Source organism: Psychrobacillus sp. FSL H8-0487, from assembly GCF_038008385.1.
In the GTDB taxonomy this organism is placed as follows: domain Bacteria; phylum Bacillota; class Bacilli; order Bacillales_A; family Planococcaceae; genus Psychrobacillus; species Psychrobacillus psychrotolerans.
Window position 1 is genome coordinate 3,722,691 of the sequence record NZ_JBBOZA010000001.1, and the last position, 15,595, is coordinate 3,738,285.

Consider the following 15,595-nt stretch of genomic DNA (forward strand, 5'->3'; position numbering starts at 1 on the left):
CAATACATGAGAAAGCAAATCGTAATTCCATTACTAATAGCAGTCACGGCACTAGGAGGGTGTAATTTCCCTTCTGCAGACGCTGATCTAAAAGATGCAGTGCAGGTTTCATTATTGAATACAGAAGGTAAAGAAGTAGGGAAAGCCACTTTGTCCGAGCATTCCAAAGGAGTGCATATATTATTAAAAGCAGAGGGTCTTACTCCTGGCATTAAAGCAATTCATTTCCATGAAAAGGCAAGCTGCGAAAAACCTACCTTTGAATCCGCGGGTGCTCACTTTAATCCAACTGGAAAAGAGCACGGGTTTGAAAATGCAAAAGGCTATCATTTAGGAGACTTACCAAACATTGAAGTTGGAGAAGATGGTACAGTAGAGTTAGAAACTGTATCTCCGGCGGTTGTTTTGACTGCAGGAAAAAGCAACTCATTATTAGATGCTGATGGAAGTGCCCTTGTTATTCATGAAAATGCGGATGATTATAAAACGGATCCTTCCGGAAATTCTGGTGGAAGAATTGTATGCGGGGAAATTAGCAAGTAGTTTGGAGGTTTAACATGAGAAAAATAGGCTGGTTACTACTTTTTGTTATAGCGCTATTCTTTACTAGACCTTTATGGGAAGAGTACACAGTAGAATACGTTGATCTGGCATTCCTAAACCCCGTGGACGACTGGATTGATTCACTGGAAGTAGAACAATATTTGGATGAAGTAAAAGCATACTGGATGCAGGCAAAAGATGAACCAGCCTCTCATATTGCAGCATCAGATCAAAAAACTTTACCAGGTACTGGAATTGAGTTAGACGAAATAAAAATAGGGATGAAAAAAAGTGAGATTGAGAAAATTCATGGTAATGCTAAACGAGTTAGTCTAAATGAATATAGTTTAGTATGGCATACCTATCATGAAAACTATCAAAACTTTATGATGGTTTCCTATGATAGTAACAACCGGGTAAATGCCATGTTTACCAATCAGCCTTCTGAATCTTCTTTTTTAGGTCTACAAATGAATAGTACTAGGGAAGAAGTAATCTCACAATTGGATGAGCCTATTAAGAAACTGAAAAAAGGGAATATCATCTACCTCCTACCTGATGCAGGTGAATATGATTTGTTCTTAATTGATAATAACTATGTAACTTTTTTCTATGATCTCCATGAAGATAATACAATAACAGCCATTCAAGTAGTCGAAAAATCTGTAGAAAAAAATCATAAATCTACTTTTGGGGTACCTTCGGACGAACTGAAGAAAGGATTTGAATTTCAGCTTTTTGATCTTACGAATGCTGCTCGAGTAGTTCATGGTCTTTCTGTTCTATCTTACGATGAGAGTGTGAGCAACACCGCTCGAAAACATAGTGAGGATATGGCAATTCATAACTATTTTAGTCATGAAAATCTAGAAGGAAAATCTCCATTTAATCGATTAGAGGAAGATGGACTGAGTTTCTCTTATGCCGGAGAAAATCTAGCATATGGACAAACTAGTAGTATTTTTGCTCATGAGGGATTGATGAATTCATTGGGACATCGGAAAAACATTTTAAGTGTTCATTACCAAAATCTTGGTGTCGGCACCGCTTTTGATAAAAAATCGACTCCTTACTACACAGAAAACTTTTTCACGAACTAAGAGGTTGTCTCTAAGTCAGTGTTCACTGATTTTTAGGGACAACCTCTTTTTGTTTACTCATTTAAAATGTTTTAACGCTTCTCTCTTACTTAAGGGAGCAAGTGTATGACTTCCAACAAATTCTTGCACTACTTGGGGACTTGTTTTAGCATATTCCCTCAATACCCAGCCAATGGATTTTTGAAGAAAGAATTCTTTTGATTCTGCATGACGTTGAATGGTCGCAAATAATAACTCTTCATTTGTTTTGTCCTTGTATTTTAACTGATGTAAAATAGATGCTCTATTCGTCCACCTATTCGAGGACTTGGCCCACTCGACCATCACGGCTTCTCCTTCCATTCTGTTTGCCAGGACAATATCCCCTACTATTTTAGGAGCGATAGAATCTACACTATCCCACCAAGATTTCATTTCAATGAGTTTTAGACAAAACAGTAGATCCTTTACAGCTAACTGTTTTTTATAATTGGATAATAATTCAATTGCTATGTAATGATATTCTCGTTCTTCTAACTGGAACAATCCCCATACTTCCTTTTCCATATCTTCATACGGTGGAAGTTCCATTTCATTAGTCATCGCTTTAAAAAGCTGTCGACGTTCTGGTGTTTTAATCCCAAGAAAGGGGAAATGATTTTTCATATACTTGGCCATGGGTAGTGCGATTTCATCATTTCGTTTAGGCTCCATATAACCTTTAACTTGCTCTATTGTCCACTCTTTTTTCACTTGAGAGTAAATCCTTTACTCGCCAAAAATTCTGCCATATGAGGTCTTCTAGGCGTCTCCAGGAATTCAGCCATCGACTTAGTCCAATTTGCGGTTTTCTGATTGGAGCCACGACTTTTATAATAGTCTTCCATTGTTTGATCATACTCAGGTAATAACACTTCATATTTGGCACTATTATAGTTATTTTCATGTAATACTGCAGTCACTGGCAAACGAGGTTTGACCTCATTTTGCTGATCTGGAATACCAAGAGTTATAGCAAATAGAGGGAATACTCCTGTTGGCAATTCAAACAATTGACTAATTGCTGCTGGTTCGTTACGTACTCCCCCTATATAACAAATACCAAAACCTTTTGCTTCTGCTGCAATGACTAAATTTTGCGCAAAAAGAGCAACATCAACTGCTCCTACTAACACATTCTCAGTTGTATCTATAGCAATATCTGTTTGCTGTAATTTACCTGCCACCTGTAAACGGTGAAAATCAGCACATAATAATAATGCCGCTCCAGCAGTTTCAAATTGCGTGGGATTTTTAGATAATCTACCTAGTTCTGCTTTTTTCTGTTCATCACTTACCCAGATAACACTATATGCTTGCACGAAATGTGAACTAGCAGCATGCTGAGCAGTCTCCACAAGTTCGGATACTTCCTCTTTTGTTAATGTATAATCTTTATACTTTCTGACAGACGAATGCTTTCTTAATAATTCTTGAACCAAAGTAAGAACCCTCTTTCATCATAAAATTACTTTTAGTATAACCGAAAATAGCGAAGTAGAGAGTTATACACTCTTTACTTCGCTTCATTCATACTTGTAATTGATTGTTTTCTTCTTGTGTAAATGCTCGAGATCTTGTTAAAAATCGTTTTCCCTCTACACCTTCCAAGGAGAACATTCCACCACGACCTACCACTACATCTATGATTAGCTGCGTATGCTTCCAATAGTCAAACTGACTTTTGTGCATATAAAATGGAACATCCCCAATTTTTCCAAGAAGTACATCTTGGTCACCTATGATTAGATCACCTTCCGGATAACACATAGGAGAAGAACCATCACAACAACCACCAGATTGATGAAACATCAAAGGTCCGTGCTTAACTTTCAATAGATCAATGAGTTCTAGTGCAGCGTCAGTAGCAATTACGCGTTCAACCATCTACACTCACCCTTTCTACAGCATCAGAAGAAGCCTTGCTTGTTTTCACTATAACTTACAAGAAGGTTTTTCGTTTGTTGATAGTGATTAAGCATCATTAGATGATTTTCTCTACCAATACCCGACATTTTGTATCCACCAAATGCTGCATGTGCAGGATACTGATGATAACAATTTGTCCATACACGACCTGCTTGAATTTTACGTCCAAAACGATATGCAGTATTCATATCACGTGTCCAAATACCAGACCCTAAACCGTATAACGTATCATTAGCTATTTCTAGTGCCTCTTCTTTTGTTTTAAATGTCGTTACCGAAACAACAGGTCCAAAAATCTCTTCTTGGAAAATACGCATTTTATTATTTCCTTTAAAGACTGTCGGTTTTATATAGTAGCCTTCTGCTAGTTCTCCGTCTAATTTGTTTTGTTCTCCACCGATTAAACATTCTGCTCCTTCTTGCTTTCCAATATCTAAGTAAGAAAGGATTTTCTCCATTTGTTCAGTTGAAGCTTGTGCTCCCATCATGACAGATGGATCTAGTGGATTTCCTATTTTGATAGCTTCCACGCGCGCTATGACGCGTTCAATGAATTTATCATAAATAGATTCTTGTATTAGAACACGCGAAGGACAAGTACATACCTCTCCTTGGTTCAAGGCGAACATAACAAACCCTTCTACCGCTTTATCCAAAAATGCATCATCTTCGTCCATAATATCTTCGAAGAATATGTTTGGTGATTTCCCACCAAGCTCTAACGTTACTGGTATTAAATTTTGCGATGCATATTGCATAATTAAACGTCCAGTCGTAGTTTCCCCAGTAAATGCAATCTTACTAATTCGTGGACTTGATGCTAAAGGCTTTCCAGCTTCTAATCCAAACCCATTGACAATATTTACTACTCCAGGCGGCAAAAGATCTCCAATTAGTTCCATCAACACTAGGATAGATGCTGGTGTTTGTTCTGCTGGTTTCAAGACCACACAGTTCCCGGCAGCAAGTGCCGGTGCTAGCTTCCATACAGCCATTAGAAGAGGAAAATTCCAAGGAATAATTTGTCCTACCACTCCTAATGGTTCATGGAAATGATAAGCAACGGTATCATTATCAATTTGACTTAAACCACCCTCTTGTGCACGAATGGCACCAGCAAAATAGCGAAAATGGTCAATAGCTAGTGGGATATCCGCATTCAACGTTTCTCTAACTGCTTTCCCATTATCCCAAGTTTCAGCTACTGCTATCAATTCAAGGTTTTCTTCTATTCTATTCGCAATTTTATTTAAGATATTTGCTCTTTCCGCAACTGAAGTGGAGCCCCACGCATCTTTAGCACCATGTGCTGCATCCAATGCTAGCTCAATATCTTCTGAAGTAGAACGGGCAACTTGTGTAAATACTTTACCTGTAATTGGTGTAACATTTTCAAAGTATTGTCCTTTAACAGGGGGTGTCCACTCGCCATTAATATAGTTTTCATACTTGTCCTTAAACGAAACCTTCGAGCCTTCTGTATTCGGAAATGCATAAACCATTTTCTATTTCCTCCCCTTCATATCTATTTAGCACATTCCATATATTATGTAAGACGCAATCTATGTATGCGCTTTCAAAACTATTAAAATAAAAAAATAGTCTTACCGTCATTTTGACAGACTATATGGAATATTACAATAATAACGGTTTCATTAAATATTAAAATTGACTACAATGTCCCTTTTAGAAATAGAACTTTCAATATTACTATTCTCACTTCTTTTAGTAAGGTCAGTAATTCTTCCTTCCTATCTATAGATTTTTTCTATAAAATAAATATATGATTACTTTCAGGAAAGAGGAGATTAACGTTGAGTGATTTAACATGTGAAATCAAACCTATCAAAACTCCCCACCGAAGTACCCCTAAGAAAGTCGTATTTGTTCGCTTATTAATGATAGCAATAGGTGCTATCTTAATGTCTATTGGCTTAGAACTATTTTTAGTCCCTAACCAAATATTAGACGGTGGTGTTGTAGGGGTATCCATCATTATTTCCCACCTAACTGGAGTTCGTTTAGGTATTTTTATATTCATCCTGAACATCCCATTCTTTTTCCTCGGATATAAACAAATAGGAAAAACCTTTGCTTTATCCACATTATTTGGCATAACAATTCTATCGATATGTACTTCTTTCCTCCATAATATTGATGCTATTACACCTGATTTACTACTTGCTACTGTATTTGGAGGTATCGTTCTAGGAACAGGTGTTGGGCTAGTTATTCGTTATGGCGGCTCCCTTGATGGTTCCGAAATACTTGCTATTTTATTTAACAAGGCTACTCCATTTTCAGTTGGAGAAATCATCATGATTATAAATCTTGTCATCTTTGCAATTGCTGGTTTTGTTTTTACTTGGGAACAGGCTATGTATTCGTTTTTAGCATATTTTATTGCTTTTAAAACGATTGATATTGTAATTCAAGGATTAGATGAGTCAAAATCTGTCTATATCATTAGTGAAAATATAGAAGATATCGGTGATGCAATTATGGACCGGTTGGGTCGTGGATTAACTTATTTACACGGTGAAGGAGCATACACTGGGGATAATAAAAAAGTCATTTTCACCGTAATCACTCGATTAGAGGAAGCAAAACTAAAATCCATTGTGGAAGAAATAGACAGTCATGCCTTTTTAGCTGTTGGTAATATTGCTGAGGTTCGAGGAGGCCGCTTTAAAAAGAAAGATATTCATTAGACTGTAAGCTCCGACAAGCTTTATGCTGTAGCTGAAGAAAAAGCCGACTCAAATGAGTCGGCTTTTTTCTATATTAAAGCTTTTTCTTTACTGAGCATCGTTCCATTTTTCGCCAGATCTGTATGGAATGAAAATGCTTTTTCTAGGACATGCGGAGTTTGACCGCCTCTAGTTAATGCTTCTTCATAGTAATCTTGTAACTGCCTTTTGTACATCGGATGTACACAGTTATTAATGATTAACTCTGCACGTTCTCTTGGCGCTAAACCCCGAAGATCTGCATAGCCCTGCTCTGTTACGACTACATCTACATCATGTTCCGTGTGATCGACATGAGCCACGAAAGGTACAATACTGGATATGTTACCGCCTTTGGCAATAGATTTAGTTACAAAAATAGCTATTCTAGAGTTACGAGCGAAATCGCCTGAACCACCGATTCCGTTCATCATTTTGGTACCAGATACATGTGTAGAGTTAACATTTCCGTAAATATCGAACTCTAAAGCTGTATTAATAGAAATAAGCCCTAAACGACGAATGATTTCCGGATGGTTTGTAATTTCTTGTGGTCGTAACACTAATTTATCTCGATATTCCTCCAAGTTACCATACACTTTATCCATCATTTCTTGTGAAAGTGTTATTGAACATGCAGAAGCAAAATTAACTTTGCCAGCATCGATTAGCTCAAATACGGAGTCTTGAAGAACTTCCGAATATACTTGTAGATCTTCAAATTCCGAGTTAATCATGCCGCCAAGCACAGCATTGGCAACAGAACCTATACCCGCTTGAATTGGAGCTAACTTATTAGTTAATCTACCATTGCTCACTTCTTGACGCAAAAAACCGATTAAATGTTGGGCCATTTCCTCTGTTTCTTCATCGGGTGGGACAATAGGAGATGGTGAATCCAAATTGTTAGTAAACACGATTCCTCTTACTTTAGATGCATCAAAAGGAATTCCTATTTGACCAATACGATCCTCTACTTTTGATAAAGGAATTGGTAATCTACTTCCTGGATCTGCAGGTTCGTATATATCATGAAGGCCTTCTAACATTTCCGATTGTGCTACATTAATTTCTATAATTATATTTTTTGCTTGCGAGACAAAAGTTGTAGAGTTACCTACAGATGTGGTTGGAATAATCATTCCATCTGCAGTAATTGAAACCGCTTCCACAATTGCAAAGTCAATAATTGGCAATACACCCGAACGTATTAACTCCGCTGTGTGAGATAAGTGCTGATCCACAAACAAATGATCTCCTGTATTAATATGTTTGCGCATCGTTGCATCCGCTTGAAAAGGTAAGCGTTTATGCACAATTCCTGCTTCGGATAGTAATTTATCAATATCAGATCCTAAAGAAGCACCTGTAAATATATTCACTTTAAATGATTCATTGGCCGCTCTCTCTACTAGTGCAAATGGAACCGCTTTCGCATCTCCCGCACGTGTAAATCCACTTAACCCTAATGTCATCCCATGTTGAATCCATGAAGCAGCTTCTTCTGCTCCTACTACTAAATTATGTAAACTAATATCTTTAACACGATCCAAATTGTTAAACATAAAGTATCCCCCTCAAAAAGTGCATTTAAATTATTTTACCCCCTTTTGTCACAATTTTGTTGAAACTTGTCGAAGACACATTTTATTTGTCCTAAACAGAATATATTCATACCAGAACAGAACAAATTTCCCTAGACAGTGATATTTAAGCGCTTTTTATAGAAATTAACAAAAAAAACGCTTGAATGTCAGAGTAATTACCCCTTATTCAAGCGCTTTGTATTAAAATCCCAACAATTTCCGGAAATAACTTGCATAAGATTGACTAACAGAAATTTTTTCTCCATTTGCCATAGCTAGTACAAAAGTTGAATGTGTATCCGGAAAAATCTCTTTAATTTGATGTACATTAACGATAAAAGAACGATGACAACGTATGAACATTTCTCTTGGCAATCTATACTCAAATTCTTGAAGTGTGTTAGTATGATTTCCTTTGAAAGATGTAGTTACAATATGAGTTTTACGATCTTTTGCCTCTAAGTAAATTACATCGGAAAAAGGAGTTGGAATCCAACCGTCTTGTGTTTTGATAGTTATGACAGATTTCCCCTCTGTAAATGCCGGGTAAATAGCTAGCACACAACCTTCTAGTTCCCCTTTATGTAAGAAAGGAACGGCCATTCCATGATATGGGACACCAAAAACCTCACGATTGATAAATTCCGATACCTTTTGTCTACTTTGCAATGCTTTATAAGCTAAAGTTTCCTCCTTTAACAAATCTCCAGGAAGAATCTTTAAATCGATACGTTTACTAGGGCGATAATAAATATATTTTTCTGTATCAGTAACAGCAATAGACACTTCATCTGAAAATAGTTCACCAATTACATTTAATAAGGCAACTATGGATAAATCCTTCATCCTTCCATCCCCTTTTTTAGTTAATCTACTGACAAACGACTATTTCACGTGTAAATTGTTGTTTTTTCGTTATACACCGGTCTGTGATATGCAAACCTACAGTATTTAGTCGATCATCCATTGACTCAATCGTAACGATAACTACTTTTTTGGCAATTCTACGAGCGTGTTTTAAAATAGTAAACTGGTCTTCCCAAGAAGCATTTGTATATAAATTATACGGTAAATCTATTATTGCGACATCATACATCTCTTCGATGTCTTCAATTGCACTCTTTCGAACATCTCCAGTCAGTCCAAAGTATGCTATATTTTCCCTAGAACCTTCACATACAAGCGGGTTAATATCTCTTCCTACAATATCAATCCCCATAGATAATGCCTCTACTAGTACCGTACCAATACCGCAGCAAGGATCAATAGCTTGAATACCTTTCGGATGTGGAACTGCAATATTCGCTACTGCTCTGGCAACTCTTGTACTTAGTGCAGTAGAATACTCTCGCGGTTTCTTCATATGATTAAACCAAATAGGTTCGCTTTTCGTGTATAACCCGAAATACCAACGACCTTCAAATGGCACTACAGCGAATAACTGATCCGGATTTTGTAGATCAAAGTTACCTTGCATATCACTTCCAATGGCTCTTTCTATACGAAGCCTCTCCGCATTCTCCACCTTATCTTTTCCTTGGCGGTCATTTATCTTTAAAAATATTACTTTATTCGTTTCTTTTTCTGAACCAAAATTGGGTGCTTGGGAGATAATTTCCTCCACTTTGTCCCCTTCAGCTAAAACCTCTAGTCTTCCTTTCATAAAAGGACTTCTACTAGGATCAATTTTTATGAAACTCTTTAAAATTTTTGTTTCGGTGTCTTTGTCAAAAAAAGAGCGCATCTCTAAATGACACAGAGAGCGTTCGGCCTCGTTATAAGCATATGTATATATAAATGCCAGTTGTCGGCTGTTGTTCATCAATATATTCCCTCCAATAGTGCCTCTATTATATCATGGGTCACCGTTCAAATCATTTTTACAACAGTGAATAGTAATTCATAATTTTATAGAATATAATAAAAATAGGTTTCAGAATTATTGGAAAATGAGGGATATGGATGGAGTGGGATGTCATAGTAGTCGGTGCTGGACTAGCAGGACTTGTTGCTACCGCTGAACTTGCGGATGCAGGAAAGAAAGTTTTACTACTGGATCAAGAGTCTGAAGCATCATTTGGAGGTCAAGCCTGGTGGTCATTTGGAGGATTATTTTTAGTAGATTCCCCAGAACAAAAAAGATTAGGTATTCAGGACTCATATGAACTCGCATGGCAGGATTGGCTTGGAACAGCTGGGTTCGATCGGGAAGAGGATCAAGATTACTGGGCGTTGAAATGGGCGGAAGCTTATGTTCGGTTTGCAACCGAGGAAAAACGTGATTGGCTTCACGAACAGGGTGTTCGATTCTTCCCCGTAGTAGGTTGGGCGGAACGAGGAGGCTATCTTGCAGATGGACATGGAAACTCAGTACCAAGGTTTCATATCGTATGGGGTACCGGACCTGGTATTGTGAAACCTTTTGAAACTCGTGTTCGAGCTGCCATATCCAAAGGAAATGTAGAATATAAACCTCGACACCAAGTAGACGAACTTGTCATGGAGAATGGAAAGGTCATTGGTGTGAGTGGTTCATTATTGACTCCTAGTTCTGCTGGTCGTGGAGAACCAAGCCCAAGAGATGTGGTTGGCCATTTTCAATATGTAGCTAAATACGTAATGGTAACGAGTGGTGGAATTGGCGCTAACCACGAACTGGTAAGAGAAAACTGGCCTTCACGGCTTGGGGAACCTCCTAAACGTATGATTTCTGGAGTGCCAGAACACGTGGATGGACGAATGCTAGCCATTACAGAGAAAGCTGGTGGTCGCTTAGTAAATAAAGATCGCATGTGGCATTATACAGAAGGTATTAAAAACTGGAATCCAATCTGGCCACTTCATGGAATACGTATATTGCCAGGCCCATCCTCCATCTGGTTAGATGCCACAGGACAACGATTCTCTGCTCCAAACTTCCCTGGTTTTGATACTTTAGGAACGCTAGAGGCTATCCAAAGAACTGGGTATGACTACTCTTGGTTTATACTTACCGAGAAAATTATTGAAAAAGAATTTGCCCTTTCAGGATCTGAGCAAAATCCAGATTTAACGGGGAAAAGTATCAAACAGGTTTTGAAGCGAATTTTACCAGGACCCACTGCTCCAGTGAAGGCCTTCATGGAAAATGGAGAAGATTTCATAGTATCTAACAATTTATCCGACCTAGTAGATGGGATGAATAAAATTACTGGCGATAATCTCTTAAACTTAGAACATATTGAGAACCAACTACTAGCTAGAGACCGTGAAATGGATAATAAATTTACAAAAGATCTTCAAGTAACGGCTCTTCGAGGAGCTCGAAACTATATAGGTGATAAATTAATACGTGTAGCATCTCCCCATAAATTATTAGATCCTAAAAATGGTCCTTTAATTGCTGTTCGGTTAAATATTGTGACTAGGAAAACACTTGGTGGATTGCAAACTGATCTCGACGGCCGGGTACTAAATGATAAAGGCCTTGCCGTCCCTGGTCTTTATGCTGCCGGTGAAGTAACTGGCTTTGGTGGAGGAGGAGTTCATGGGTATCGCTCTTTAGAAGGGACATTTTTAGGTGGTTGTATCTTTACAGGAAGAGAAGCAGGAAGGGCCTTAGTTCGTAGCCTAAATCAAACTTAACTCGATTACTGAAGTTTCCTATTCTGAATTAGTTACGGACGACATGCGTTGTATATCCATGTCGTCTTTAACCAATTTACCGTAAGTATTTGTATATTTCTTCTCCAATTTGAGCAAGAATTCGTTTCGAAAGTAAATCATCTTCATCCTTTGATAAAACCGTTGCAATTAACTTTCGGTTCCCTACATAAAAGATTCCAGCGTCGTGACGTGTTCCAGGAATCCATCCAGTCTTATTGGCTAACTCCCATGGCGTCATCCCATAATCAAAATTAGAGTATGGAGACGGTAACCTTTCAGGTAAACAATCACGTACCTGTTGTTTCTTCATCACTTCTACCATTTGACGGCTTGCTTTACCACTCACTAAATCTCCCATAGCCATCTTATGTAAAAGTATAGCTATATCCACTGCTGCTATCCGATTAGCACCTTTGGGATTAGACTTACTCAACATGAGCTTGTTATAAAAAGTACTATATATCATTCCTGCTTCCTTCATAGAATTTTGGATATCGTCAACTCCTACAAGGTCGATTAGTAGATTAGTTGCCGTATTATCACTTTGAATAATCATCAGCATTATGATGTCTTGAAGGGGAAGAGATAATCCTGGAGTAAAATGTTGCAATACACCAGAACCTCCCACATACTCTTTTTCATTGAGGATGATTAAGTCCATTAAAGACAAGTCTCCTCGGTCCACTGCTCTATAAACTGAGGCCATGATTGGTACCTTAATGACACTTGCCGCATAAAAAAGCTCCTGTTCATTATGTTCCCATTTCTCCCCTGAATTTAAGTCCTCTAAGACGATTCCCCAAGTGCCTTTTGACTGTTCTACGAGTTTTTGTACCTTGCTCACAAGCTCTTCCACAATTCTTCCCCCCTATAGAAAATCTATTTATTTTATTATAGACTAACACTTATTTGAATATTACATTAATTATAAACTATAAAAAGCAAATAGATTTATAGATTTACAATAAAGCTCGGTTTTAACTTTCTATCAACTGAATATTAAATTTTTTATGTTATAGTAAAAGAACAATTGAATAATGTGTAGACTTAGGTGTTCGTTTACAAAAGTAAATGAACTTAAAAGGGAAGTCGGTGAAAAACCGACGCTGTCCCGCAACTGTAAATGGGATCAATTCTACTATATCCACTGTATGTCATTATGGGAAGGATAGAAAAGCGATGACCATGAGCCAGGAGACCTGCCTATTTCAAGTACACACCAAAAACCTACGCGGATAGGGGGTGTTAAGTGCAGCTATGAACAAGCAAATGCTTGAAATTGCTGTCGTACGAAAAAGCGCAATGAAAACACTGGAGATATTGACTCTTTTCGGTGTGTATTTTGTTACGTTTCAAACGTCTCGACAACAACCAATCATATCCAACTAGCATCTTCTTTTAAAAGAGGATGCTTTTTTATGTTGAAGAAAGGAATGTTGAAATGACTATCGGCACGAAAGAAGATTATATAAATAGATTTAAAAATGTATTAATGACTAATAATATTGGAAGCTCATCCATTTCACTGGATTTGATATTTGAAGCCTTTGGAAAAGAAATTGATACTATCTCAGAAATACACGAACAAGACAAAACTAAATATGTACTCAATTTACAAAAAGCATATAAACAAATTAAAGGTGAGATTTCAGGAATGAAAGAAGATTAAATAAAAAAAAAGCGAACCGATTTTGAATCGGTTCACTTTTTTATAGGTCTTGATAGTCTCTTTGAAATTTACCGCCGTCTTTTACTTCAGAATGATAAAGAGCTTTTAAAGCAAAGCTTTTCTCTAAATCATGCTCCTTCATAACCTCTTTTAAACGTTTGCTTAACTCTGGGCTATATTTCACTAGTTCTTCCATTTTCGATTTCGAATATTGCATGAATTGTACCTTCTTTCTACGTTGTTAGTCTATCTAGTATAGCACTGATACAGGTGTTTTCGCCCTAATTTGCTATAATTAAGTTCAGAGGTGAGTACATGCACAAAACTATTGGAATTCTTGCACATGTAGATGCTGGAAAAACTACTTTTTCAGAGCAACTGCTTTACCATACAAATACCATTAGACATAGAGGACGAGTGGACCACCAAGACTCGTTTCTTGATAGTCATACTATAGAGAAAAATAGAGGAATTACTATATTTGCCGATCAAGGAATCTTTACCTACAACAATTCTACCTACTATATTATCGATACTCCGGGACACGTCGATTTTTCTCCAGAAATGGAACGTGCTATCCAAGTGATGGACTATGCCATCATTATTATTAGTGCTGTAGACGGCATTGAAGGACATACGGAAACTGTTTGGCAATTACTGCGAAAACACCATGTCCCTACCTTTTTCTTTATCAATAAAACCGATTATGAAGGCACGGATCCAACAAGCGTTCTTGCTGAAATTCGCTCCACCTTATCAGAAAATGTGTGTGATATAACGACATCTTTTGACGAAGAACTAATTGAATTTCTTGCAGAGCGAGATGAAGTTCTCTTAGAAACTTATATGGACAGTGGATTCGATAAAGACTTATGGACACAAACGCTTAAACTAATGGTGAAAGAAAACAAAATCTTTCCTTGTGCTAGTGGTTCAGCATTGAAAGATATAGGTATTGTCGAATTTCTAGAAAAACTAGATTCGTTAACCACTACTTCCTATAAATCAGACGATGTATTTGCAGCACAGGTGTATAAGATAAGACATGATGAAAGTGGGAATCGTGTTACCTATTTGAAGTTAGTGAATGGGACATTGAAAGTACGCGACAGTGTAACTTACAATGAACAAACTGAAAAAATAACGCAAATCCGCCAATATAGCGGCAATAAATTTAAAACTACAGATCAGGCTATAGCAGGTGAACTAGTAGCTGTTACTGGCTTAACAAATGCCTCCATTGGGGATGGGCTCGGTGTATTCGCCCAGAAAACTGAATTTGATATGATTCCAACGTTAAAATCTAAAGTACTCTTTGATGCTTCTGTACATGTAAAGGAAATATTACGTTGCTTTAAATTATTAGATGCAGAAGACCCTTCTTTACGTATCTTTTGGGATGAGTACTTTCAAGAAATACACGTTCATGTAATGGGAGTTATTCAACTAGAAGTACTCGAACAAATTGTTTTGGAGCGTTTTGGTTTCCACGTATCTTTTGGAGAGCCTAAAATTCTATACAAAGAAACTATTGGTAACTCCGTACATGGATATGGTCATTTTGAACCTTTAAGACACTATGCAGAAGTGCATTTACTAATCGAGTCTGCTGCAAGAAATAGCGGAATTACCTTTACAAATATATGTCATGCGAATGATCTATCGACAGGCAACCAAAACTTAGTGAAGCACCACCTTTTCGAAAGAGATCATCACGGTTTACTAACAGGCTCCACCTTAACTGATGTGAAAATTACTTTACTCACAGGACGCGGACATAATGAGCATACACACGGTGGAGACTTTCGAGAAGCAACCTACCGTGCACTTCGGCAAGGTCTGGAAAAAGCGGAAAATATACTTTTAGAGCCATTTTATGATTTTACGATTAAAGTAAATATGGACTTAATCGGTCGAATACTCTCTGATATCCAACAAGCAGCAGGAAGCTTTGAACCTCCAGAAAATAGTGGAGATAATGTTTTCATAAAAGGAAGAGTACCCGTAGCGACCTTTATGAATTACAGTACGACATTCGCATCTTTTACCCATGGCAAGGGATCTCTTAGCTTAGTTTATGGAGGTTACGATCGCTGTCATAATACTGAGGAGATAATTGACACACTTGGTTATAACAAAGAAGCAGACCCTGAGTATACATCTACATCTATTTTCTGCGCTAAAGGAAAAGGATATCCTGTCTACTGGCATGAGGCGGAAGCAGCAATGCATTGCCTATAATCTTAAGAAGGAATAATTCATGATAGCAGAAAAAGAAAATAGGAACTATACCGCACAATACGAAAAACAGTTCGAACACCAGTAGAAACAGTATGGGACATACTAGCAGATAACGAGAAATTGCCAATGGTTGGA

Annotated in this window: 16 protein-coding genes and 1 riboswitch; of the genes, 7 read left to right on the forward strand and 9 right to left on the reverse strand. The window is 37.5% G+C overall.

The features are described from left to right. Positions 1–6 precede the first annotated feature (6 nt). Together MHI47_RS19070 and MHI47_RS19075 are read left to right on the forward strand one after the other, a co-directional pair. Positions 7–543, forward strand: coding sequence for a superoxide dismutase family protein (locus MHI47_RS19070; RefSeq protein WP_340764165.1), 537 nt, complete (start codon positions 7–9; stop codon positions 541–543). 14 nt (positions 544–557) lie between these two features. After that, positions 558–1,643 carry a CAP domain-containing protein gene (locus MHI47_RS19075; RefSeq protein WP_340831894.1) on the forward strand — a complete coding sequence of 362 codons (1,086 nt, stop codon included), beginning with the start codon at positions 558–560 and terminating at the stop codon, positions 1,641–1,643. Positions 1,644–1,700: 57 nt separating this feature from the next. On the opposite strand, the gene MHI47_RS19080 is transcribed toward MHI47_RS19075, so the two are convergent. The 4 genes from MHI47_RS19080 to adh all read right to left on the reverse strand — a co-directional run bounded on the left by MHI47_RS19080 (position 1,701) and on the right by adh (position 5,092). Then, positions 1,701–2,336: a DNA alkylation repair protein gene (locus MHI47_RS19080; protein WP_340771528.1), complete on the reverse strand. Its 636-nt coding sequence runs from the start codon at positions 2,334–2,336 to the stop codon at positions 1,701–1,703. 35 nt (positions 2,337–2,371) lie between these two features. Continuing rightward, positions 2,372–3,103 (reverse strand): oxygen-insensitive NADPH nitroreductase, encoded by a 732-nt coding sequence (gene nfsA, locus MHI47_RS19085; protein ID WP_340831896.1) that lies wholly within the window; start codon positions 3,101–3,103, stop codon positions 2,372–2,374. Positions 3,104–3,191: 88 nt separating this feature from the next. Further along, the gene (locus MHI47_RS19090; protein ID WP_340764170.1) at positions 3,192–3,548 is read right to left on the reverse strand and encodes a DUF779 domain-containing protein; all 357 of its coding nucleotides are present in this window, start codon (positions 3,546–3,548) and stop codon (positions 3,192–3,194) included. Between the two features lie 23 nt (positions 3,549–3,571). Beyond that, positions 3,572–5,092 (reverse strand): aldehyde dehydrogenase, encoded by a 1,521-nt coding sequence (adh, locus tag MHI47_RS19095; RefSeq protein WP_340831898.1) that lies wholly within the window; start codon positions 5,090–5,092, stop codon positions 3,572–3,574. Between the two features lie 396 nt (positions 5,093–5,488). Here adh and MHI47_RS19100 point away from each other — a divergent pair, with 396 nt between their 5' ends. Continuing rightward, positions 5,489–6,301 carry a YitT family protein gene (locus MHI47_RS19100; protein WP_093538028.1) on the forward strand — a complete coding sequence of 271 codons (813 nt, stop codon included), beginning with the start codon at positions 5,489–5,491 and terminating at the stop codon, positions 6,299–6,301. Positions 6,302–6,369: 68 nt separating this feature from the next. On the opposite strand, the gene MHI47_RS19105 is transcribed toward MHI47_RS19100, so the two are convergent. From MHI47_RS19105 to MHI47_RS19115, 3 genes are all read right to left on the reverse strand, one after another. Continuing rightward, entirely contained in the window at positions 6,370–7,884 is a 1,515-nt protein-coding gene (locus tag MHI47_RS19105; protein WP_340764174.1) for an acetyl-CoA hydrolase/transferase family protein, read from the reverse strand. A gap of 222 nt (positions 7,885–8,106) precedes the next feature. Continuing rightward, positions 8,107–8,751, reverse strand: coding sequence for a LytTR family DNA-binding domain-containing protein (locus MHI47_RS19110; protein ID WP_340831899.1), 645 nt, complete (start codon positions 8,749–8,751; stop codon positions 8,107–8,109). A 25-nt stretch (positions 8,752–8,776) separates the two neighbouring features. Further along, positions 8,777–9,727 carry a TRM11 family SAM-dependent methyltransferase gene (locus MHI47_RS19115; protein ID WP_340832101.1) on the reverse strand — a complete coding sequence of 317 codons (951 nt, stop codon included), beginning with the start codon at positions 9,725–9,727 and terminating at the stop codon, positions 8,777–8,779. Between the two features lie 140 nt (positions 9,728–9,867). Between MHI47_RS19115 and MHI47_RS19120 the strand changes: the two genes are divergently transcribed. Next, positions 9,868–11,529, forward strand: a complete 1,662-nt coding sequence (locus MHI47_RS19120; protein ID WP_340831900.1) for an FAD-binding dehydrogenase — start codon at positions 9,868–9,870, stop codon at positions 11,527–11,529. A 76-nt stretch (positions 11,530–11,605) separates the two neighbouring features. Here the strand turns inward: MHI47_RS19120 and MHI47_RS19125 are convergent, their stop codons facing one another. Beyond that, positions 11,606–12,406 carry a serine hydrolase gene (locus MHI47_RS19125; RefSeq protein ID WP_340771191.1) on the reverse strand — a complete coding sequence of 267 codons (801 nt, stop codon included), beginning with the start codon at positions 12,404–12,406 and terminating at the stop codon, positions 11,606–11,608. Positions 12,407–12,582: 176 nt separating this feature from the next. Continuing rightward, positions 12,583–12,771: riboswitch (cobalamin riboswitch) on the forward strand. A 36-nt stretch (positions 12,772–12,807) separates the two neighbouring features. On the opposite strand from MHI47_RS19125, the gene MHI47_RS19130 reads away from it, so the two are divergent. Then, positions 12,808–12,939 carry a hypothetical protein gene (locus MHI47_RS19130; RefSeq protein WP_340771192.1) on the forward strand — a complete coding sequence of 44 codons (132 nt, stop codon included), beginning with the start codon at positions 12,808–12,810 and terminating at the stop codon, positions 12,937–12,939. Between the two features lie 52 nt (positions 12,940–12,991). Next, positions 12,992–13,219, forward strand: a complete 228-nt coding sequence (locus MHI47_RS19135; RefSeq protein WP_340764182.1) for a hypothetical protein — start codon at positions 12,992–12,994, stop codon at positions 13,217–13,219. A 40-nt stretch (positions 13,220–13,259) separates the two neighbouring features. On the opposite strand, the gene MHI47_RS19140 is transcribed toward MHI47_RS19135, so the two are convergent. Further along, positions 13,260–13,436, reverse strand: a complete 177-nt coding sequence (locus MHI47_RS19140; RefSeq protein ID WP_093537944.1) for a hypothetical protein — start codon at positions 13,434–13,436, stop codon at positions 13,260–13,262. 98 nt (positions 13,437–13,534) lie between these two features. Here MHI47_RS19140 and MHI47_RS19145 point away from each other — a divergent pair, with 98 nt between their 5' ends. Then, on the forward strand, positions 13,535–15,460 hold the full coding sequence (locus MHI47_RS19145) for a translation factor GTPase family protein (protein WP_340831901.1): 1,926 nt from the start codon (positions 13,535–13,537) through the stop codon (positions 15,458–15,460). Positions 15,461–15,595: the final 135 nt, after the last annotated feature.

What these genes read in the sequence shown, in the direction of transcription:
- MHI47_RS19070 (WP_340764165.1), top strand. Translation starts at nt 7, where the DNA reads ATGAGAAAGCAAATCGTAATTCCATTACTAATAGCAGTCACGGCACTA.
- MHI47_RS19075 (WP_340831894.1), top strand. Translation starts at nt 558, where the DNA reads ATGAGAAAAATAGGCTGGTTACTACTTTTTGTTATAGCGCTATTCTTT.
- MHI47_RS19080 (WP_340771528.1), bottom strand. Translation starts at nt 2,336, where the DNA reads ATGGAGCCTAAACGAAATGATGAAATCGCACTACCCATGGCCAAGTAT.
- MHI47_RS19090 (WP_340764170.1), bottom strand. Translation starts at nt 3,548, where the DNA reads ATGGTTGAACGCGTAATTGCTACTGACGCTGCACTAGAACTCATTGAT.
- adh (WP_340831898.1), bottom strand. Translation starts at nt 5,092, where the DNA reads ATGGTTTATGCATTTCCGAATACAGAAGGCTCGAAGGTTTCGTTTAAG.
- MHI47_RS19100 (WP_093538028.1), top strand. Translation starts at nt 5,489, where the DNA reads ATGATAGCAATAGGTGCTATCTTAATGTCTATTGGCTTAGAACTATTT.
- MHI47_RS19105 (WP_340764174.1), bottom strand. Translation starts at nt 7,884, where the DNA reads ATGTTTAACAATTTGGATCGTGTTAAAGATATTAGTTTACATAATTTA.
- MHI47_RS19110 (WP_340831899.1), bottom strand. Translation starts at nt 8,751, where the DNA reads ATGAAGGATTTATCCATAGTTGCCTTATTAAATGTAATTGGTGAACTA.
- MHI47_RS19115 (WP_340832101.1), bottom strand. Translation starts at nt 9,727, where the DNA reads ATGAACAACAGCCGACAACTGGCATTTATATATACATATGCTTATAAC.
- MHI47_RS19120 (WP_340831900.1), top strand. Translation starts at nt 9,868, where the DNA reads ATGGAGTGGGATGTCATAGTAGTCGGTGCTGGACTAGCAGGACTTGTT.
- MHI47_RS19130 (WP_340771192.1), top strand. Translation starts at nt 12,808, where the DNA reads ATGAACAAGCAAATGCTTGAAATTGCTGTCGTACGAAAAAGCGCAATG.
- MHI47_RS19135 (WP_340764182.1), top strand. Translation starts at nt 12,992, where the DNA reads ATGACTATCGGCACGAAAGAAGATTATATAAATAGATTTAAAAATGTA.
- MHI47_RS19140 (WP_093537944.1), bottom strand. Translation starts at nt 13,436, where the DNA reads ATGCAATATTCGAAATCGAAAATGGAAGAACTAGTGAAATATAGCCCA.
- MHI47_RS19145 (WP_340831901.1), top strand. Translation starts at nt 13,535, where the DNA reads ATGCACAAAACTATTGGAATTCTTGCACATGTAGATGCTGGAAAAACT.